22 protein-coding genes are annotated in these 17,318 nt (G+C 66.3%); 15 read left to right on the top strand and 7 right to left on the bottom strand.

Annotated features, from left to right (window positions below):
* The first annotated feature begins 26 nt into the window (after positions 1 to 26).
* Positions 27 to 302, top strand: a complete 276-nt coding sequence (locus tag APQ99_RS01535) for a ubiquitin-like small modifier protein 1 (protein ID WP_012289392.1) — start codon at positions 27 to 29, stop codon at positions 300 to 302.
* Positions 302 to 1,033, top strand: coding sequence for a glycerophosphodiester phosphodiesterase (locus APQ99_RS01530; protein WP_010903351.1), 732 nt, complete (start codon positions 302 to 304; stop codon positions 1,031 to 1,033). The genes APQ99_RS01535 and APQ99_RS01530 overlap by 1 nt, the downstream gene beginning before the upstream one ends.
* Here the strand turns inward: APQ99_RS01530 and APQ99_RS01525 are convergent, their stop codons facing one another.
* Complete coding sequence (locus APQ99_RS01525) at positions 1,034 to 1,624, bottom strand: hypothetical protein (protein WP_244288994.1); 591 nt, start codon at positions 1,622 to 1,624, stop codon at positions 1,034 to 1,036. It lies immediately after the preceding gene.
* Between the two features lie 66 nt (positions 1,625 to 1,690).
* On the opposite strand from APQ99_RS01525, the gene APQ99_RS01520 reads away from it, so the two are divergent.
* From APQ99_RS01520 to APQ99_RS01500, 6 genes are all read left to right on the top strand, one after another.
* Entirely contained in the window at positions 1,691 to 2,275 is a 585-nt protein-coding gene (locus APQ99_RS01520) for a hypothetical protein (RefSeq protein ID WP_136361514.1), read from the top strand.
* 3 nt (positions 2,276 to 2,278) lie between these two features.
* Positions 2,279 to 3,286, top strand: coding sequence for a tyrosine-type recombinase/integrase (locus tag APQ99_RS01515; RefSeq protein WP_136361513.1), 1,008 nt, complete (start codon positions 2,279 to 2,281; stop codon positions 3,284 to 3,286).
* Between the two features lie 1,059 nt (positions 3,287 to 4,345).
* Positions 4,346 to 4,528 (top strand): hypothetical protein, encoded by a 183-nt coding sequence (locus APQ99_RS12725; RefSeq protein ID WP_211356661.1) that lies wholly within the window; start codon positions 4,346 to 4,348, stop codon positions 4,526 to 4,528.
* A complete protein-coding gene (locus APQ99_RS01510; protein ID WP_136361512.1) occupies positions 4,525 to 4,794 on the top strand; it encodes a hypothetical protein in 270 nt (89 codons plus the stop codon). The genes APQ99_RS12725 and APQ99_RS01510 overlap by 4 nt, the downstream gene beginning before the upstream one ends.
* On the top strand, positions 4,791 to 5,504 hold the full coding sequence (locus APQ99_RS01505; RefSeq protein WP_136361511.1) for a hypothetical protein: 714 nt from the start codon (positions 4,791 to 4,793) through the stop codon (positions 5,502 to 5,504). The genes APQ99_RS01510 and APQ99_RS01505 overlap by 4 nt, the downstream gene beginning before the upstream one ends.
* Positions 5,505 to 5,959: 455 nt before the next feature.
* Positions 5,960 to 6,265, top strand: coding sequence for a hypothetical protein (locus APQ99_RS01500; protein ID WP_136361510.1), 306 nt, complete (start codon positions 5,960 to 5,962; stop codon positions 6,263 to 6,265).
* Between the two features lie 147 nt (positions 6,266 to 6,412).
* On the opposite strand, the gene APQ99_RS01495 is transcribed toward APQ99_RS01500, so the two are convergent.
* The 3 genes from APQ99_RS01495 to APQ99_RS01485 are packed head-to-tail and all read right to left on the bottom strand — an operon-like array spanning position 6,413 to position 8,777.
* Positions 6,413 to 6,814, bottom strand: a complete 402-nt coding sequence (locus APQ99_RS01495; RefSeq protein WP_394347165.1) for a GNAT family N-acetyltransferase — start codon at positions 6,812 to 6,814, stop codon at positions 6,413 to 6,415.
* Positions 6,802 to 8,085, bottom strand: a complete 1,284-nt coding sequence (gene gatD, locus APQ99_RS01490) for a Glu-tRNA(Gln) amidotransferase subunit GatD (RefSeq protein ID WP_010903349.1) — start codon at positions 8,083 to 8,085, stop codon at positions 6,802 to 6,804. Before gatD ends, APQ99_RS01495 begins: the two co-directional genes overlap by 13 nt.
* 35 nt (positions 8,086 to 8,120) lie before the next feature.
* Complete coding sequence (locus APQ99_RS01485) at positions 8,121 to 8,777, bottom strand: ArsR family transcriptional regulator (protein WP_010903348.1); 657 nt, start codon at positions 8,775 to 8,777, stop codon at positions 8,121 to 8,123.
* A 112-nt stretch (positions 8,778 to 8,889) separates the two neighbouring features.
* Here APQ99_RS01485 and APQ99_RS01480 point away from each other — a divergent pair, with 112 nt between their 5' ends.
* Complete coding sequence (locus tag APQ99_RS01480; protein WP_012289390.1) at positions 8,890 to 9,228, top strand: DUF5802 family protein; 339 nt, start codon at positions 8,890 to 8,892, stop codon at positions 9,226 to 9,228.
* A 44-nt stretch (positions 9,229 to 9,272) separates the two neighbouring features.
* A complete protein-coding gene (locus APQ99_RS01475) occupies positions 9,273 to 10,154 on the top strand; it encodes a Vms1/Ankzf1 family peptidyl-tRNA hydrolase (RefSeq protein WP_012289389.1) in 882 nt (293 codons plus the stop codon).
* A gap of 7 nt (positions 10,155 to 10,161) precedes the next feature.
* Here APQ99_RS01475 and APQ99_RS01470 read toward each other — a convergent pair whose 3' ends face one another.
* On the bottom strand, positions 10,162 to 10,359 hold the full coding sequence (locus APQ99_RS01470) for an HVO_0649 family zinc finger protein (protein ID WP_049892519.1): 198 nt from the start codon (positions 10,357 to 10,359) through the stop codon (positions 10,162 to 10,164).
* Between the two features lie 120 nt (positions 10,360 to 10,479).
* Between APQ99_RS01470 and APQ99_RS01465 the strand changes: the two genes are divergently transcribed.
* Together APQ99_RS01465 and APQ99_RS01460 are read left to right on the top strand one after the other, a co-directional pair.
* Positions 10,480 to 11,493 (top strand): DUF1611 domain-containing protein, encoded by a 1,014-nt coding sequence (locus APQ99_RS01465; RefSeq protein ID WP_010903345.1) that lies wholly within the window; start codon positions 10,480 to 10,482, stop codon positions 11,491 to 11,493.
* A complete protein-coding gene (locus APQ99_RS01460) occupies positions 11,490 to 12,521 on the top strand; it encodes a dipeptide epimerase (RefSeq protein ID WP_010903344.1) in 1,032 nt (343 codons plus the stop codon). Before APQ99_RS01465 ends, APQ99_RS01460 begins: the two co-directional genes overlap by 4 nt.
* 129 nt (positions 12,522 to 12,650) lie before the next feature.
* Here APQ99_RS01460 and APQ99_RS01455 read toward each other — a convergent pair whose 3' ends face one another.
* The gene (locus tag APQ99_RS01455; RefSeq protein WP_010903343.1) at positions 12,651 to 12,860 is read right to left on the bottom strand and encodes a cold-shock protein; all 210 of its coding nucleotides are present in this window, start codon (positions 12,858 to 12,860) and stop codon (positions 12,651 to 12,653) included.
* Positions 12,861 to 13,068: 208 nt separating this feature from the next.
* On the opposite strand from APQ99_RS01455, the gene thrS reads away from it, so the two are divergent.
* Entirely contained in the window at positions 13,069 to 14,991 is a 1,923-nt protein-coding gene (thrS, locus tag APQ99_RS01450) for a threonine--tRNA ligase (protein WP_012289388.1), read from the top strand.
* A gap of 30 nt (positions 14,992 to 15,021) precedes the next feature.
* On the opposite strand, the gene APQ99_RS01445 is transcribed toward thrS, so the two are convergent.
* Positions 15,022 to 15,567, bottom strand: coding sequence for a redoxin domain-containing protein (locus APQ99_RS01445; protein WP_012289387.1), 546 nt, complete (start codon positions 15,565 to 15,567; stop codon positions 15,022 to 15,024).
* 91 nt (positions 15,568 to 15,658) lie between these two features.
* Between APQ99_RS01445 and APQ99_RS01440 the strand changes: the two genes are divergently transcribed.
* Positions 15,659 to 16,276, top strand: a complete 618-nt coding sequence (locus APQ99_RS01440) for an alpha/beta hydrolase (protein WP_010903340.1) — start codon at positions 15,659 to 15,661, stop codon at positions 16,274 to 16,276.
* A gap of 252 nt (positions 16,277 to 16,528) precedes the next feature.
* On the top strand, positions 16,529 to 17,305 hold the full coding sequence (locus APQ99_RS01435; RefSeq protein WP_012289386.1) for a hypothetical protein: 777 nt from the start codon (positions 16,529 to 16,531) through the stop codon (positions 17,303 to 17,305).
* Positions 17,306 to 17,318 lie beyond the last annotated feature (13 nt).

Here is a 17,318-nt window from a genome sequence, read left to right as displayed (position 1 = left end):
TGCCGGGCGGCCGACGACGTAGTGGTATGGAGTGGCAGCTGTTCGCCGACCTCTCGGAGGTGGCGGGCGACGACACCGTGACCGTCGCCGTGCCCACCGACGACCCCACCGTACAGGACGCCCTCGACGCGCTGGTGGCCGACTACCCGGCGCTCGGCGACCGCGTGCTCGCCGCCGACGGCAGCCTCGCAGCACACGTCAACGTGCTCGTCAACGGCGTCACCGTCGACGCCGACGACCTCGACACCGCGATCGCTGCCGGCGACGAACTGGCGATGTTCCCGCCGGTCAGTGGGGGCTGATGCGCCTGCTCGCACACCGCGGGTTCGCCGGCGTCGCACCCGAGAACACGCTCGCCGCGGTTCGCGGGGCCGTCGACCGCGCGGACGGCATCGAGGTCGACGTCCAACCCGCCCGCGATGGCACGCCGGTCGTCTTCCACGACCACCGCCTCGACGACGCCGACGGTGCCCGCGGGATCACCGACGCCACCGGGGCCGTGTGGGACGCCACCCCGGACGCGCTGGCCGACGCCGACGTGCTCGGGTCCGGGGCGGGCGTGCCGACGCTCGCCGCCATCGCCGACGCCGTCACCGGCGACACCACGCTGCACGTCGAACTCAAATCCCCCGGGTGTGTGACCACGCCCGGAACCGACGGCCCCCCGCAGTCGCGCTGGCAGCCGTTCGTCGACAGCGTGGCCGCCGCGGTCGCCGACACGCCCGTGATGTTCTCGTCGTTTTTCGACGGCGCACTCGCCGCGGCCCGGGACGCCGCCCCCGGCGTTCCGCGCGCGGCGCTGTGCGTCGACGGCCAGCGCGGGCTGGCTCGCGCCGCCGCGGCCGACTGTGCGGCGCTGCACCCGCCCGTCGACCGCATCGAGGACACCTCGCTCGTGGCGCGCGCACACGACGCCGGCCTGACGGTGAACGCCTGGACCGTCGACACCTGGCTGGACGCCACGCGCTGCCGGCGGGCCGGTGTGGACGGCGTGCTCGCGGACTACCCCGGAGTGGTGGCCACCACGTGGTGACTACGCCCGGTAGTCGCTCGTGAGGTCGGCGGCCAGCACGAAATCAGGCGTGTCGCCGATGTCCGTGCGGGTCACCGCCACGTCGCTGACCATGCCCACGTCCTCGGGGAGCAACACCCGGGTGCGATCCGCGTCGACGCGCGCGGCGTCGCGCGCGACCGCCGCCAGGATGTCCCGGCAGGCCTCGGCGTCAGTCCAGCCGGCGACGCCGTACTCCGCCCACGTCTCGGTGACGCCGTCGGCGTTCTCCCGGTCGTAGGTTCGCGCCCGGAAGGTGAACCCCTCCGTGCCGGCGGCGTCGTCTTGCACCACCAGGAGGGCGTCGCGCTCGCTGCTGGCCGCCGCCAGCCGGTCGCGCGTGAGCTCCGCCAGCGCCCACGACTCGTCGGTGTGTAGCGCCAGCCCCTGGAGGCGGTCGCGGGCGCGACTCGACTGCCAGAACCGCCAGGCCGCGTTGACATCACCGGTCACGGCCCGGCTCGGGGTCGCCGTGGCGTCCGGCGTGGGGTGCACCCACCGGAACTCGGTCGCCGGCGCGAACCCGGACGCCCGCGAGTGCCCCAGCCCCATCACGTTCCAGGAGAACACCATGTTCAAGTGCTACTCTGAGCAAAACAGTGCAAAACAACTAAGGTCGTGGCTCCATGACAGTGAGGTATGAGCGAGAAACCGACGGTGGCTATCCGCGCTAACAGCAAGGAACAGAAACAGAAATGGAAAGACGCCGTGGAGGAATCTGAGGAATACGACAGTCTCACCCACCTTATCCGCAAGTCTGTGGAGCGGGAACTTGCGGGCGCTTACGACAGTGACGGCGGTGGAACCACGGCTCAGACGGACGAACGCGTGGGTGAGTTGCTAACCGCCGTGGAGGGGATGCAGGGACGTATAGAGGACCTTGAGGGTACGCTGGCAGACGCCACCGACGCTATGTATGCTGGCGGTACGTCCGTGTCTGAGGAAACCACTACGGCGGTATGGACGGCGCTACCCGAAGGGGCCGAACACGCCACTACTGCGGAGGGGGTAGCCGCAGGGACCGATGTGGAGCCAGAGACGGCCCGCGTTGCCCTTGAGCAACTGGCGGAGACGGCGGCCGTGAAACGAATTGAGTTCGAGGACTTGGGGGAGCCAGACGACGACGGGACGGTTACGGCAACGTGGCAAGGCCGAGAGATTCCCATAGAGGGAGCGAGAGACGCCGTGAAACGCCGTAACCCGCTTTGGTTCAAGGAGGTGTAACTCATGTCTGAAACTGCCTCACCCGTCGGGGACCGCGTTAACGCCGTGATTGAGCGTATCGGGCGGACCATGCCTGATTCTGCCTCCCGCTACGGTGGCTCTATCCGTGTCTATGCCAAGTGGTGCAACGACCGCCCACATGATGCGTTCGACGTGACGCCACTGGATGTGGAGGATTACCTTCTCCACTTGAGCAACGACCAAGGGTACGCGTATCAGACGGTGAGTGTCCATCAATCCGCCCTTTCCAAGTTCTTTGAGACGGCGGAGAAACTGCAAGACGGCGGACGGTTAGACGCCACCCTCCCGCCCGAGAATCCAGTAGACGACGTAAGCCTAAACGACGTAACGACGACGACGAAAACCAAGAAGGAACAGGCGCTTGAGGGAACAGACGACCGCCACGGACTCCCGCCCGAGAAGGTGGATGAGTTAGCCGAATCCGTCCCGTCGCCCACTGTCAGAAACGAACTACTGGTTCGACTCACCTACCAAGGGATGTTACGGCGGAAAGAGGTGTCACGGCTCAAACTGAGCGATATAGACCGTGAGGCGCGGAGTATCACTATCCGCTCAGAGGTAGCCAAGAACGGCGAGAGTCGGACGGTCTACTATATGCGGGACTTGGACCAGTTGATGAATCTCTGGATAGATGTGGACCGCGAGAGTTACGCGCTTGCCAGTGATTCCCCGTATCTGTTCCTGAGCAACGAGCGGGAGCATTTGAGCCGTTTTCACGTCGGGGACATCGTTCGGCAAGCCGCAGAGAACGCGGGCCTACAAGAGACGCTATACACCGACGCCAAGGGCAACGAGAAGAAGAAGATAACTACCCACACACTGCGGCATAGTGGGGCCGTCCGTCGGTGGAGCGACGACGACGACGGGAGAAACGGGGCCGACTTGCGGACGCTTCAGAAACTACTCGGGCATGAATCAATCAAGACCACTGAGACGTACTTAGACGTGGGCGACGACGACTTAGCACAGAAAGCGCGGAACACTTGGTAGGCCGCCGACGCCGTACACAGTTGCTCTTTTGCCGTTCGTAGCCGACTCAACTACTCAAGCCGCCACTATTCGACGGAATCGCTCAGACTAAAACCCCGAGGAATAGGTATCGGCCCGCCTTGAGGGTAGGGGTAGCGCGGACTAAACACCCCTCCGTCTCTACCGCTCAGTATCCGCAGTCTCAAGCCGTCTCTGTCGGGTGAGGGTAAAACGCTTCTACGGCCCGTCTGTGGCGGGTAGAGACGCCGACGGCCCAATATCGGGGTAATCGGAGGTAGTTGAGAGCCGTGACTGAAACATGAGCCACGGTAATACTACGGCCGCTCAGACGAACGTGTGGGCGGCTCAAGCGCGTTCGGTGTGACGCCGATGGTTGGGCCGTCTGTTCGCTTCGAGCGGCGTGGGCGGGCGCACACGCGCGTCTCCGGTCCACGTTCGTAGCATTACCGCATGGCAACGAACGTGGGGAATATTACACGGACGTATATATTTGCGCGCGTAAGAAGTGATACGGGCGTGTTGAAGCCCCTTCCCGCCGATACCAGACGCCTTAGCCGATTCCATCTTTGCAGAATAACCAGATTCCTTACACAACCACTGCGGGCGGTCCATGCGGGTAGTTGACACGGCTCCCCTATGGGCGGTCGGGCGGCTCGCAGAGCCGATTCCCACCGCCCGCGCTGGCGGTGAGACGCCGACGGCCCTATGCGGTCCCTCGGTTGCGGCTCCTACCCGCGTACCCGCGCCCTAATCCCGATTTTGGCTTTCTCGGGGCCTATCCGAGATTTTGGACAAGTTTGTGCATAACTTCGCCTATCCCAAAGGTAACCTATACGCGCACGCGCACAAGACAAGGCCGTCCCAGTGGATTGGTCAGGTATCCCGCGCAAAAATCGGTTGCCGATACCCAGTTGCCCCCATCTCGGCCTTGCACGGAGGACAGTACCAAAATCGGCCGAGACTGGCGGGAGAACGCGCCTACCACCGATGTACGCCAGTATGGGCGGCGTCCAACGAACGTAGTACGTACTCGTCAGTACGGTTAACATGAGAGGAAAGATGTCTGAGGAGCCTGAGCCGCGTGACCGTTGGCTACGCATCAACTCGAAGGACCGTGAGGCTATCAAGAAAGTGAAAGAAGAACAATTCTCGGGGGAGGTAGCCCTCGGTTTTGCCGCGCGGTATGCCTGCGAGCAGTTGGTAGAGGACACTGAGGACACCGATGGGGGTGTCCGACTGTGAGCGAACTTCAGGTAGTGGATACTGGCGTGGAGCCACTGAGCCGCGTAGAGTTCGCGCCAGACGGCCGTGTCAACTACGCCGATGGGCGGCTCACGGCCGTGTATCCCAAGAACGCGGATACGGTGGAGTACGTCGTTGCGGTCTTCAACTACCGCGAGAGTTCCACTGTCGAACTCCCGAACGACAGTGTGGTCTTGAGTGTCGGTGAGGGTGTGGTAGTGGCGGCCGTACCCGCCGACGCTTACGGCGTGGAGGGTGAGGCATGACGGTGGATATTCACCCCGATACGGTGGAGGAAGCGCGGGACCGTGGTGGCGACGCCGACGCCGACCGTCCCGAGGCTATCAGTGAGGCTCTTGAGGGGGCCGAACTCGGGTACGGCGTCGGGGAGCCGCTTGTGGGCGACGCTTACGCCGATTACCCTTCGAGGGAGCAACTGAGCAACCCCGACCGTGGGGAGTTCCTTCGGGACCTTCTCGCCCACCCTCAAGTTGATGGACTGGATAGCGCCGTGGAGGAACTCACTGGCGCGAACGATACAGCCACCCTCGGGGACTGGTTGGGGACCCTCGAAGCGGCCGCCGACGCCCACGGACTGGATGTGGACACCCTCACGGCGAAGGGTGAGGACGAACGGGAGCAAGGGGGTGGGGACCGTCTCACGTCCCTTCTTGGCTACCGCCCGCCCGAGGACATGGTACGCCCTGACAACCCCGTGTTGGTGGCGGAGTTGTACCTCCTTGGCCTATCCGTGGAGGAAGTGGCGGACACCCTCACCAAGGAGGTAGAGGGGGACGTTCGGCCCGCCCACGTTCGGGACACTCTCAAGACCGTTGGGTTACTGGAGGGTCGTACCCGTGAGGAACAGCAGGAAGCCTTTGCGGAGAAGGACGGCCGTATCGGCGGGACCACGTTCGACCGTTCGGAGGGTAGCGACTCAGACGGGTTGACGGTGAACGCCGAAGACTTCGCATAAGCGGCGTCTCACCACCCTCTGCGGCTCTTTTTACGTTATTTAATCAGGGGTAGCCGAGGGTATAGCGGCCCACCCCCGTGTAGCGATTGACACACCCAAGGCTGGCGGGTGTTGAAGTGTACCAAGGGGTTGCCTCGAAAACCTCGAAAGAATAGACGGGAGATGTACGGCGGGATTTCAACACGTCGGCTCCCGTGGGCCGCGCCGACAAATGTCGGATGGGAGACTCCCTTTCGGTGGTCGCACTGGCGCTTGAGGCACAGGCAACCAGTTGGTCATCGGAGCGGAGTCACTCCTCCCGTGTATACCGTACTGACGAATGATTGTAGGACAGTTGTGGGACGGCTCAGACGGGTTGCTGTACTCCGTTGTGGAGGGAGGGCGTAGCCCGACCGCTCCCGACAGGCGGGGCGGTATGGGAACTTATTTCATGATGTGACTTATCGGCTCTATGTATGGCAGACACGAAACAAGTTTTGCGGGACTTGTGGGCGGATACTCCCATGACGGAGGACGATTCAATCGTAAAGCCTCACGTCAAGAATTTCATGATATATGCGGTCGGACTGGGGATTCTTGTGGGAATTGTGAATATCATACTGGGCGCGGCTCTTGGCGTGATTGGGGCGATAATCGCCCTCCCGCTCAACCTGTTTGTAGCCTATAAGGTCGTGACAAAAATGTTCACTGAGGTAGATGCACTGGTTGCCCGCCGTATCCGTCGGCGGGAGGGCAACCTTACTGAGAATCTGAGCGAATAACAGTTTTTGAGGCTCAGATACGGGGGTGGGGCGTCCCCATATATGCGTGATTCACTCCCCACGCATGGGGCGGGGACACCCACCCCCTGTCGTGGAGAGTAGGGAACCTACCCGCGAGGTAAAGACGACGGGGGAGCCGTCGGGTGGTTACGCGGCTTGTTTTGCACTGTATTGCTCGCACCCACACTCGAACACCATGTTCCGGGCGACGGCCACGCCCTGTTCGCGCGCCCAGTCGAAGCCCGCGTGCACGAGTTGCAGGCCGACCCCCGACCCCCGGTACTCGGGGTTCGTGCGCATCCCCTGTGCCCAGGCCTCGTGGGCCGACAGCTGCACGAACTGCACGATGCCCGCGATGTCGTCGCCGGCGTCCGCGACGAACGTGCGCTGGCGGGGGCCGTCGGTGGCCACCCACTCCTCGAAGATCTGGGGGATGTAGTCGCCGTTGTCGCGGCGCTCGGCCCACGTGTCGCTGGTGAACGCCGTGACGGCCTCGTGGTCGGACAGCCTCGCCTGCCGGACGGTCAACTCCCCGCTCATGCCGTCCATGGGCGGGACTGCGTGGTGAGCGCGCCAGCGACCGACTCCTGCATCGCCGCCTCGGGGTCGTCGGCGTTCGCCAGTGCCCACATCAGCTTCACTTTCGCCGTCCCCGGCAGGGTGTCGCCGGCCTCCACGACGCCCGCCGCGAGCAGATCCCGGCCCGTGTCGTAGACGCGGTCACACACCCGCCCTTCGAGACACTGGCTGGTCATGACGACCGTCGTGCCGTCATCCACCAGCGACCCGATGGTGTCCGTGAGGTCGCTGTGGACGTGGCCCAGGCCGGTGCCCTCGATGACCACGCCGGCGCTGCCCTCGCAGGCCGCCAGCAGCGACTCGTTCATCCCGGGCGTGAACTTCACCAGCTCCACCGCCGGCTCCAGCGCCGACGCGACGTCCAGGGTGGCGTCGCCGCGGGCGGCGTGTGCGCCCTCGACGGTGACCCCGCGGGCGTCCGCGGTCGCGGCCTCGCTGGCGGCGTCGTAGTCGACGTACCCCAGCGGGGTCGCACCCACCGTCTCGAAGGCGTCCCGGCGGCTGGTGTGGGTCTTGCGCACGCGGGTGCCGCGGTGGAGCGCACACCGGTCGTCGCTCTCGGTGGCGTGCATGCAGACCATGACCTCGGCGACGTCGCTTTTCGCGGCTTCGACGGCGCAGACGGCGTTCATCACGTTGTCCGAGGACGGCCGGTCGGCGGACCGCTGGCTGCCCGTGAACACCACCGGGACCGGCGTCTCAAGCATGAACGAGAGCGCGCTCGCGGAGAACTGCATGGTGTCGGTGCCATGCATCACGACCACGCCGTCCGCGCCCGCTTCGATCTCCTCGCGGACGGCCGCCGCGAGGTCCTGCCAGATCGAGGGCTCCATGTTCTCCGAGAGGATGTTCGCGACGACGCGGCCCCGGTAGTTGGCGCGGCCCGCGAGGTCCGGCACCGCCCGCAACACGTCCTCGGCGTCGAACTGTGCGGTGACCGCGCCGGTCCGGTAGTCGACCGTCGACGCGATCGTGCCGCCCGTCGAGATGAGCGCAATCGTCGGCAGGTCGTCGTCGAACTCGACGGTCGATCCCGCCGCGTCCTCGCCGGTGTCGCCGTCGACGGTGACGGCGTCGGCGTCCAGGACATCGATGTCCGCGTCGGCGGTGTCGACGCCCACGTTGTACCCCGAGTCGAGTTTCACGACGAGATGGTCGTCCGACGGTGACGGCACCAACACGCCCTCGTGGCTGGCGTCACCGTGCGTGACGCGCACGCGATCCCCTGGGTCTGCTGTCATACGCCGCAGTACCGCACCACCGGAGGAAAAGGTTGCTACTCCGCGATCGCGTACTCGCCGTCGGCGCGCTCCACGACCAACCCCCGGTCGGCCAGCGTCTGCAGGACGCCGTCGATCAGCGGGACGGGTGCTTCCAGCGCCTCCGCGACGTCGCGAGCGGTCCGCGAGTCGTCGGCGAGCGCCGCCAGCACGTCGGCGTAGAGGCGGTCCGGGCCGTCACCGATCGCGTCGCCGAGCGCCGCCTGCACGTCGGCCAGCTGGCCCTGCACCCATCGTTGGGCCATCGACAGCTCGCGTTCGAGCTCGTTCAGCTCCTTGAGCTTCGCGGCGAGCTCGTTGACCTCCGCGTTCGAGTCCCGCTCCTCGATGCGCACCGAGACGTACTGGCACCGCGCCAGATCGAGGTCCGTGCTCGCGGGGTATGCCGACTTCGCGCCGTACCCGAACGGCGACAGCTGCACCTCCAGGCGGAGGTTCTCGGCGATGTGGAAGTACTTGCGGCGTTGGTCGTCAACCCGGGACTCGACGAGGCCGGCGTCGTCGAGCTGCTGGAGGTGGTCGATGACGGCTTTCGGGCTGACGCCGATGTACTCGGAGATCTCCGTGACGTAGCAGGGCTTGCGTGCGAGCAACTGGAGGATGCGTCGGCGGTTCTCGTTGCCGAGCAGATCCAGCAATGCCCCTGAGTCCATACAGTTCCTGGTTGATCGCCGGCGCTGAAAAGGGTGTCTGCTTGGCTGAACCAGCAATTTGTGCCGGGTTGGGCGATGCACTTATCTGTGAGTGTGACAAACATACACATGCATGTTCGAGGCGTTCTCAAGCGGCTACTACCTCGGACGGTTGTACGTCGAACCCGCGGACACCGGCCGGGCCGCCATCAACCGGTCGCACCACCAGCGGGTCAACGAACAGCTGTACACCACCGCGGCCGGCGTCTCCCGGACCGACCTCCCGCTCGTGATGAAACTCGGGGGCGCCCACCTCGCGGTCGACGGCCAGGCGGACGTCCCACAGCAGACGCTTGCAGTGCCTGCCGATCGCCTCGACGACCTGAACGTCGACAACCCGCCGACGCTCTCGGAGGTCCTGCTCGCGAAACGCGACCACGCCGCCCGCCTGCTCGACATCGGCGCCGTCTGACACGCGGCGCAACGCCTATACTCGCAGCCCCCCGCGATCACTCCATGCTCGACGACCTCCTCGGGCGCACCGAACTCAAGGCCCGGATCGACGACCTCGAAGCCGAGGCCGACTCCCTCCAGCAGCAACTGGACGCCGAGGCCGACCGCCGCAGCGAGGCGGCCCGCAAGCGCCAGGCGGCAGAGCGCCGCGCCAACGAACTGGAAACGAAAATCGAGGAACTCCAGGACCGACTCGACCGCACGGACTCCGGCGACGCCGCCCCCGAGTTCCGCGACCGCATCGCCCTCACCGGCCGCCGCCGCGACCGCGTCCTCGCCCTCCTAGAGAGCCTCGACGCCGGCCCGGAGGGCGTGCTCACGGCGTACGTCGCCGACGACCCGCCAGCGCAGCTCCGGGACGCCCTCGGAGATCGCGCGCCCCTGGTCGCGCGCGCAGCGCCCTGCCTCGTCGTGCACGACCGCGACGGCATCGTCTCCACGGCGCTCCGGCCGCCGAACCCACCCGAGCCGTTCTGCGAGTGGGGCCAGACGGCGCGCATCGAACGCGACTGGCTCGCGCCCACCGGCCGGTACGCGTTGGCCGTGGTGCGCGCGGACCTGTTCGCGGTTGGCGTCTACCGTGACGGCGACCGCCGCTCCTTCGACGGGTTCACCAGCAACGTGAAAAGCGACCACTCGAAAGGCGGGTTCTCCCAGGCGCGCTTCGAGCGACTGCGCGACGAACAGATCCAGGCCCACCTCGAAGAATGCCAGCGCGCGCTCGCGGACATCGACGCCGACCGGCTGTTCGTCGTGGGCCAAGACACGCTGCTGGACGCGTTCGACGCCGACGCGACCGCCGCCGTCGACGCCACCGGCGACCCCGCCGACGCGCTGGCCGACGCCCACACTGACTTCTGGACGCTCCCGTTGTCGCTGCTGTAGCGGCGGCTCAGAGCCGATAGGTCACGTCGTGACTGCGCCCGCAGCACGGACATACGCGCCGGTACCGGATGTGGCTCCCGTCGGTCACGGACTCCCAGCACCCCGCCTCGTCCTCGTAGCCACAGCCCGAACACGTCACGTCGACGCGTTCGAGGCGGCTGCGCATCCGATCGAGCGCGGTTGTTCCTCGCTGTGTCGCTGCCATACGTGTCAGTACACCACCCACGATCAAATACGCTGTGGCGTGTTCACAAGATCCACGTCTGTGGCGTCAACGAATCACCCCAGCAGTAAACTTACCACACCACAGTGCCACCCACGTGGCATGCGCGTCGCCTTGCTCGCTCACGGCCAGTTCCCCGACCGCGCGAAAACCGCGGTCGGCGTGCTCCGGTACGCCGACTACGACGTGGCCGCCGTGCTCGACCGCGACACCGCGGGCACCCAGGTCGCCGACCACATTACTGGCACACAGGACGCCCCCATCGTCGCCTCGATGGCGGCCGTCGACGCCGCCGTCGACGCGCTCATCATCGGGATCGCGCCCATCGGCGGCGGCTTCGATCCGTCCTGGCGGCCCGACGTCCGGGCCGCCCTCGAACGCGGGGCCGACGTCTCCGCCGGCCTCCATGCCTTCCTCGCTGACGACGAGGAGTTCGCCAGCCTCGCAGCCGAGCACGGCTGCGAACTCCATGATATCCGCCGCCCACCGGACGACCTCGGGGTCGCCGACGGAACCGCACGCGATGTCGACGCCACGGTCGTCACCACCGTCGGCACCGACTGCTCGGTCGGAAAGATGACCGCCACCCGCGAACTCTACGCCGCCGCCCGCGATGTGGGCCTCGACGCGGGGTTCGTCGCCACCGGCCAGACCGGCATCCTCATCGAGAGCGATGGCGTGCCCGTTGATCGCGTGGTCGCCGACTTCGCCGCCGGTGCCGTCGAAGACGCGGTGACCGCCGCCGCCGCCAACCACGACTACGTCTTCGTCGAAGGACAGGCCAGCATCGTCCACCCCGCGTACTCGGGCGTGACCACGAGCGTCCTCCACGGCTCCGCCCCCGACCACCTCGTGCTCTGCCACGAGGCCGGCCGCGGGTCGGTCCACGGCTACGACACCACGCTCCCCCCGATCGAATCGTTCCCGGCGCGCTACGAGCGACTCGCCGCCCCGGTCAGTGACAGCGACGTGGTCGGCGGCATGCTGAACACTCGCCACATCGACGCCGACGCCGACGCCCACGACGCGGTCGCCGACTACGCCACCGCCATCGACGCGCCCGCCACCGACCCCGTGCGGTTCGGCCCCGACGCCGTCCTGGAGGCGATCCGATGAACACCGACTTCGAACGCCGCCAGTTCCCCCTCGAACACCCGTTCACCATCGCCCGCGGCACCCAAGACACCGCCACCGTTGTGACCGTGTCCGTCAGCGACGACGACGGCACCACCGGCGTCGGCGCGGCCGCACCGTCGGCGCACTACGGCGAAACCGCGGCCACCGTCGACGCCGTGCTCCCGGACCTGCTCGCGGTCGTCGAACGCGTCGACGCCCCCGAGCACCTCGCCCGCATCGAGGCGGGGCTGCGCGACGTTGTCAGCGGCAATCCGGCCGCCAGAGCCGCCGTCTCCATCGCCTGCCACGATCTCGTGGCGAAACGCGCCGACTGCCCGCTGTACCAGTACTGGGGATTGGACCCGGCGAACACCGTCGAAACCTCCTACACCATCGGCATCGACGACGCCGAGACGATGCGAGAAAAAACTCGCGCGGCCGTCGACGCGGGCTTCGGCACGCTGAAGGTGAAACTCGGGACGCCCCGCGACGAACAGCGGCTGTCAGCGGTCCGGGAGGCCGCGCCGGACGCGACGATCCGCGTGGACGCCAACGAAGCATGGACACCCCGCGAGGCCGTCCGGAACATCGAACGGCTGGCCGACTACGGCGTCGAATTCGTCGAACAGCCCGTGCCGGCCGACCACCCGGCGGGCCTGCAGTTCGTCCACGAGCGCGCCGCGCTCCCCATCGCCGCCGACGAGTCCTGCATGGTCGCCAGCGACATCCCACAGCTCGCCGACAAGTGTGACATCGTGACCCTCAAACTGATGAAGACCGGCGGGCTCCGCGCGGCCATGCGGCTGATCCACACCGCCACCGCCCACGGCCTGGACGTGATGTGTGGCTGCATGATCGAATCGAACGCCAGCATCGCCGCGGCCGCCCACCTCGCGCCGCTGCTCGACTACGCGGACCTCGATGGGTCGCTGTTGCTGGCCGACGACGACTTCGACGGCGTCCCGATGCCAGCCGGCCACATCGACCTCGCCGCGATCGACGGCCCCGGCACTGGCGCACGAGAATAACCAGCCGTCCGCGAAGCCACCGGCTGTGGGGTGGGTGATTGCTGCTCCGAAATCGAACGCCACGACGCCGGAGCGTAAGAGTAGTGATAGTGAAGCGTCAGCCGTCGTCAGATACGACGGGCGGCGGCGTTACTCGTTGCGAACGAGGTTCGTCGCGCGCGGACCCTTCGGGGATGATTCAATGTCGAACTCGACTTCCTGACCTTCCTCCAGGTCCGGACCGCCGACGTCTTCCATGTGGAAGAATACGTCCTCGTCGTCATCGACGTCGTCTGCGTCAGTCGAAATGAAACCGTAGCCGCCCGTGTCGTTGAAGAAGTCAACCTTACCGGATGCCATTGCAATCAACCGTTGGGCCGACTACGGGATAACACTTCCGAGAGTCACGGTAGCATGGATCGCAGCATCGGCTGTGCAGTGCCTCCACCCCGCTCGGGTGCAGCGGCCGACTGTGACACCTGCGCGGCGACCGCTCCGCGCGTGTGGGGCGGCATGTTCACACCGTCACAACAAGCTTATGAATGTCTCCGAGCGAAGCAGTGATATCATGAGTTCGGTCACTGTGACGCTGCCGGACGGCTCCACGCTTGAGGTGGCGTCCGGCGCGACGGTCGAGGATGTAGCGCACGAAATCGGGCCTGGCCTCGGCCGTGACACAGTTGCGGGCAAGATCGATCACGAGTTGGTGGCCAAAGAGGAGCCGATCTCCGAGGACTGCGAAATCGAGATCGTCACCGACCAGAGCGACGAGTATCTCGACGTGCTCCGGCACACCGCCGCGCACGTGCTTGCGCAGGCGATCCGCCGCCACCACCCCGACGCGAAACTCACCATCGGCCCCTACACCGACGAGGGGTTCTACTACGACATCGCGAACGTCGAGTTGGACGCCGACGACCTCGACGAGATCCAGGCCGAGGCCGCGTCCATCATCGACGACGACCTCGACGTCGAGCGCGTCGAATACGACCGCGCGGACGCCCGCGAGCACTACGCGGACAACGAGTTCAAACGCGAGATCCTGGACGCGGAGGCGGCCGGCGACGGGCCGGTGAGCTTCTACACGCAGGGCGACTTCGAGGACCTCTGCAAGGGCCCACACGTCGACTCGACGGGCGAGATCGGCGGCTTCGAGGTGCTTGAGACGTCCGCCGCCTACTGGCGGGGCGACGAGGAGCGCGAGACGCTGACGCGCGTGTACGGCACGGCGTTCCCCACCGAGAGCGACCTCCAGGAGTATCTGGCGCGCCGCGAGGAGGCCAAAGAACGCGACCACCGCAAGCTCGGCCGCGAGATGGACTTGTTCTCCATCCCGGACGTTACGGGGCCGGGGCTGCCCCTCTATCATCCCAACGGCAAGACGGTGCTGCGGGAGCTCTCGGAGTACGTTCGGGGCCTGAACAGCGAGATGGGCTACGACGAGGTCGAAACCCCACACTTGTTCCGCACGGAACTCTGGAAGCAGTCCGGCCACTACGACAACTACGTCGACGACATGTTCCTCCTCGACGTCAACGACGAGGAGTACGGCCTGAAGCCGATGAACTGTCCGGGCCACGCCACCATCTTCAACGAGGGGTCGTGGAGCTACCGTGACCTCCCGGTGCGGTACTTCGAGGACGGCAAAGTCTACCGCAAGGAGCAGCGCGGGGAGCTCTCCGGGCTCAGCCGGGTGTGGGCGTTCACCATCGACGACGGACACGTGTTCGCGCGCGCCGACCAGATCGAGGCGGAAGTCCGGCGGCTCATGGACACCATCACGGAGGTCCTGGACACCTTCGACCTCGACTACGAGGTTGCGCTCGCCACCCGCCCGGAGAAATCCGTCGGCAGCGACGACATCTGGGAGCAGTCCGAGCGCCAACTCCGGGAGGTGCTCGACCAGCAGGGCGTTGACTACGACGTCGAACCCGGTGACGGTGCCTTCTACGGGCCGAAAATCGACTTCGGCTTCGAGGACGCGCTCGGCCGCTCGTGGGACGGCCCCACGGTCCAACTGGACTTCAACATGCCCGACCGCTTCGACCTTGAGTACACCGGCTCCGACAACGACGCCCACCAGCCGGTGATGATCCATCGCGCCCTCTACGGCAGCTACGAGCGGTTCTTCATGGTGCTCATCGAGCACTACAACGGCCGGTTCCCCACCTGGCTTGCGCCCGAGCAGGTCCGCATCCTCCCGGTCACGGATGACAACCTCGGGTACGCACACCGCGTGAAAAACGAGCTCGGCGACTACCGCGTCGAGGTCGAAGACCGCGACTGGACGGTCGGCAAGAAGATCCAGCAGGCCCACGACGACAACGTCCCGTACATGCTCGTCGTCGGTGACGACGAGGAGGACGCCGACGCCGTTTCGGTGCGGGACCGCCAGGAGCGCGAGGGCAAAGGCGTCGACCTCGCGGAGTTCCGTGCCCACCTCGACAGCGAGGTCGACGGCAAGCGCACCGAACCCGACTTCCTCGACTGACAGCCCCCCGTCGGCGGCGCTCCGTTCGGCTCAGCCGTCGGTGGTGCCGTCGTCGTGGGCGTCCGAGATGGTTCGCGGAGCGACGCCCGCGGTGTCCGGCTGGAGGTCGTCGATGGCGGCTTTCACCGCCCCGAGATCCGGGCTCTCTGAGAGGTCACTGCTGGCCCAGGCGTACCGGATCACGCGGTCGGCATCGATGAGAAACACGGCACGCTCGGGGACGCGGTCGTGGTCTTCGGCCGACGCCTGGAGCACGCCGAAGGCGTCCGCGATCGCGCCCGCGTGATCGCTGAGCAGCGGGAACGTGAGCGCGTACTCGTCGGCGAACGCCTCGTGTGCGTACGTACTGTCCGGCGAAATCCCCCAGACGGCAAGCCCGGGCGTGCAGTCGAACCAGCGCGCGTTCTGGATCGCACACAGCTCCGTTGCACAGACCGGGCTGAAGTCGAACGGGTAGAAGAACAGCACCACCGCCCGGTTGTCCGCGAGCGCGTCCGTGAGTCCCAACCGCGTCTGTGTGCCGTCCGATACGCCCGGCAGCTCGAACGCGGGGGCGCGTGCACCCTCACAGCGCATACTCGGTGTATCTGTGTCATTGCTGATAACGCTACCGGCGCGGCCGGGAGACAGCCGTGGCGCTAACCGTTCGGAGCCCCAACCCCGCTGCATGCATCAGGAAACCGTGCTTGTGCCGGGCGCTCGGGACGTGGAAGCGACCCTCGACGAGCCGGCGGACGGCGACGCGACGGCCTGCGTCGTGGCGTGTCCGCCCCACCCACAGCACCGTGGGCATCGCGGCGACGACCGGCTGCAGGCGGTGGCGGCGGCGCTCGTCGAGGACGGTCTGGCGTGTCTGCGCTTCGATTACGGCGACTGGGACGGCGGCATGGGCGAACGCGAGGACGCCCGCAACGCCATCCGCTGGGCCGGCGAGCGCTACGCCCACACCGCCGTGTTCGGGTTCAGCTTCGGCGGCAGCATCGCTGCGCTCGCCGCCGCAACCACCGAGCACGACCTGTGGGCGGCGTCGCTGCTCGCGCCCACCGCCGAGCTCGCCGCGGGGTTGGACGCCGCGGCCGCGCTCACGGACGTGCCCGCGCCCGTCCAGGTCGCGTACGCCACCCGCGACACCACCGCCGACTGGGAGCCCGTCGTCGAGGCTGCCCGCAGCGACCCCGAGACGACGGTCGCCGAACTCGACGCCGACCACTTCTTCGTCGGCAAGCACGGAACGGTGGCCGCGACGGTCGGCGAGTTCTTGGTCGGGCATCGCCGGGGTCGATAGCGCCTCGCCCTACGTCCGGCGCAATCCGGGAACTCGGGCAGCGAACGGGACCATTCCGCTACACGCACTGCTATCCCTGAGCCACCGGTTCCGGCCGCGTACCGACTCCGGTCGAACCGGTCGTGGCCTCGCCGTCGAACCCAACAGGAGTCCAGCGCCAGCGCCGACGGGGGCGGAATCAGACAGTTCGAGCTGGTCCAGTCGTCCACTAACCGACACGCTTTCGTATTGACCTTTTATCTATGCTAGGAAATGAGAAACGACGACTGCTGTTCCCGGCGGCAATTCGGAACGACACTCGGGGGTATCGGAGTAGCCACGATGATAGCCGGCTGCAGTGCGTTCGGTTTACCTTCGAAAAAGCCGGTCACGGCGAGCACTGAACGATCGCTCTCTCCCGAATCTGGGTCGATGTCGCGCAGTGATTTTGCGGTAGCGGTTGACAACACTCGGGAGACGTACGGCGAAAACGGTATCTGGGGGCTGGCAGCAAGCGAACCCGATCACGGACTCGAATACGTCGGTGCGTGGCAGGATTCAGCGATCGGACACCGGACAGACGACGAACCTGCGTTCACGTCCGACCACCTCCTTGTTCTATACCGGCTTCCCGGATTGCAACTGGACGGTGAGCAGTTCTATCGGGCGTGGCTCTGGAGTGGCGCAGTGCCCGAACCGTCCTCCCAACTCGAAGCCATCCGCCCGTCGATCCATCTCGTTCGTGATTCGGACGACATGCGCCGATACGACCCTGCGAGTACCGCGACCGAGGGGCCGGTCCCCGTTTCGTTCAATACACCTGCTACACCTGGCCCCGATGGGCCGACGATAGAATTCCCCTTGCACGCTGGCAAAGTTGAGTACGCGGCGAAAAAAACGGAGATCGGGGACGCCGGCGGCTACGGGGCCACGTGGACTGGCGCGTACGATTCCGTCCAAGGTGTAAACGCGACCTGCGTGATGAAGTGGCCGGCAGACCGGGCGTACGACATCCGGTGGAACGCGGAAATCAAAGCCACACCGAAATAGTAGACGGCGCTCG

Origin of the sequence: Halobacterium salinarum DSM 3754, from assembly GCF_008124605.1 — an archaeon.
GTDB classification, from domain to species: Archaea; Halobacteriota; Halobacteria; order Halobacteriales; family Halobacteriaceae; genus Halobacterium; species Halobacterium salinarum.
The sequence above is the reverse complement of the archived record's forward strand: the minus strand, read 5'-3'. Positions and strand labels throughout refer to the sequence as shown.